The organism is Pseudobutyrivibrio sp. UC1225, assembly GCF_900115215.1.
Lineage (GTDB): Bacteria > Bacillota > Clostridia > Lachnospirales > Lachnospiraceae > Pseudobutyrivibrio.
In genome coordinates this window covers 1-1,979 of sequence record NZ_FOVQ01000027.1, presented here as the reverse complement: position 1 = coordinate 1,979, position 1,979 = coordinate 1, and the positions used below count along the sequence as shown (strand labels likewise).

The window sequence follows — 1,979 nt, the reverse complement described above, 5'->3', positions numbered from 1 at the left end:
TTCTAGACATTTGTTATAATTACCTCACTTTCTAACAAGTATCATTTTGGTACATATCCGCACTACACTGACGGCAAATCTGTAGTGCGGAATTTTTAGTTTCTTTTTCCTTCCTCACGTGCAATATCTTTCATACTATCAGCCAATGAATCTATAATATCTAAACCTTTATCATATCCCATTACACCCTGACCAATAAACATAGTGCAAAGTGTAGAACGAGGAACACTTAAATACTCAGCATAATAATCAACCTTTTTTAGCAATTCATCAGATAAATTTACTTGTACTCGTTTCATAATCAACCTACTTTCTAATTTGAGTATTATTTGTTATGCGTCAATAATACATCAATCAAGAAGAAATGTAAACATAATTATACGTCATAATTAAACAAAAGAAATTTTAATACACAAATTGAGAAATGTGTCGACGAACAATGAACAATGAACGCTAGGGGGAGTGTCGTAGTTACTCCCCCTAGCCACAAAAGTCAACCCCCAAATTCGCCAAATAAGGAATTTTAGATTTTTTTGACATTAGGCTACCCTAAAGTCGTTCTAAAGCCTTAAAAAGGATATATGGTAGTCAAGGGCGAACTTTTAGGGCTCCACAAGGAGCCCCTAAAGTTCGCTTTTTAATATCTCGTGCTACGCACACAATCAACCGCCACATTCACACTAAGGCGGTCAGGCTTCACATTCTGGCTTGGCGGTTGTGGGCACTAGCTAAACCGTGCCCACTATTCCGTAGACCGCAAAATCAAAGATTTTGCTTTTAGTTCACATTTTTTTCAAATTTGGATCAGCAGTTAAAACTGCTGCACTCGTTTCACTCGCATCCAAATTTGACTACTAGAAAAAAAGCCCTCACTAACGTTCGGGATGCCCTCCTCAAACGCCGGAGCCCTACCCACCCGGCTTAAATTTACATACACCACGCAACAGGTAAAAATAAAACTTTAAATATCACACGCAATATACTAAAAAAAAATACCCTGAGTGACTTCAAACTCAGGGCATTTACAAATGCTTTCACTGTGCTAGTCTTTCAGTGAAAACAAATGTGTGAAAGTGAGAAATTATGTAAAAAAGGTTGCTAGGTAAGAGCTCAAAGTAAATCAACTAGACAATGTCGAATAATATTGTCCTGACTATCCAATACAGTTACTATCGAACCTTCAGGAAACGAATTTTTACAATCCTCTTTCAAATTTTTAATATGCAAATTTTTTTCAATTTCTTCTTCAGAATAGTCATCAGTAAGTATAATTCCATCTTTACAAACTGCTTGAAATTTCATGCTATTTTTCCTCCATCTGATGTTCTTTCCATGTTCTAGATTTTATATACTCTTTAATAAAATAAGTGCCATTATTAGTTAAACAATCATACCAATCAGTACGGAATTCTAAAGCATAATCAGCCAAATCAGCATAGCAATTTATATCATTTGTTTTTATATAAATTTGCATTTCTCTTAAACACTTTTTTCTGTCAGCCATAGTGCCGATTATAGTAATATAATCCGAACCACCAAAACAATTAACATCTTCAATCGAATATTGTGCCTTTTCAGGATTATCTAAATGACATAGATAACGAGCATAAGCACGAACAGAACTTACCTGTTCACAACCAACACCACCAAAAGATTTAAAGAATTCTTCCGCTTGTTCTTTAGTCTTAACACCATCATACATAGCCATAACATGATAGTGTGCTTTTTTTGGTTCACCTGTTGGATTAATATCTTTGTCATGCAATGGAGAAATAAAAACAGGAACTTTACTTTCAGAAATAATAGTTTTCCAATTTTCAGGTGCAGACTCTGGATAAACGACACACGCATAATTACGTGTACGACTATCCCCACTTGATGTTCTTCTAGACATTTGTTATAATTACCTCACTTTCTAACAAGTATCATTTTGGTACATATCCGCACTACACTGACGGCAAATCTGTAGTGCGGAATTT

3 protein-coding genes are annotated in these 1,979 nt (G+C 35.1%); all 3 read right to left on the bottom strand.

Features of this window, described 5'->3' with window-relative positions; all coding sequences use genetic code 11:
• Positions 1-95: 95 nt before the first annotated feature.
• Positions 96-299, bottom strand: a complete 204-nt coding sequence (locus tag BMZ41_RS15375; RefSeq protein ID WP_090531332.1) for a hypothetical protein — start codon at positions 297-299, stop codon at positions 96-98.
• Positions 300-1,110: 811 nt separating this feature from the next.
• Positions 1,111-1,302, bottom strand: coding sequence for a hypothetical protein (locus BMZ41_RS15370; protein WP_090531329.1), 192 nt, complete (start codon positions 1,300-1,302; stop codon positions 1,111-1,113).
• Position 1,303: 1 nt separating this feature from the next.
• A complete protein-coding gene (locus BMZ41_RS15365; protein WP_090531326.1) occupies positions 1,304-1,894 on the bottom strand; it encodes a replication protein in 591 nt (196 codons plus the stop codon).
• Between the last annotated feature and the right edge of the window lie 85 nt (positions 1,895-1,979).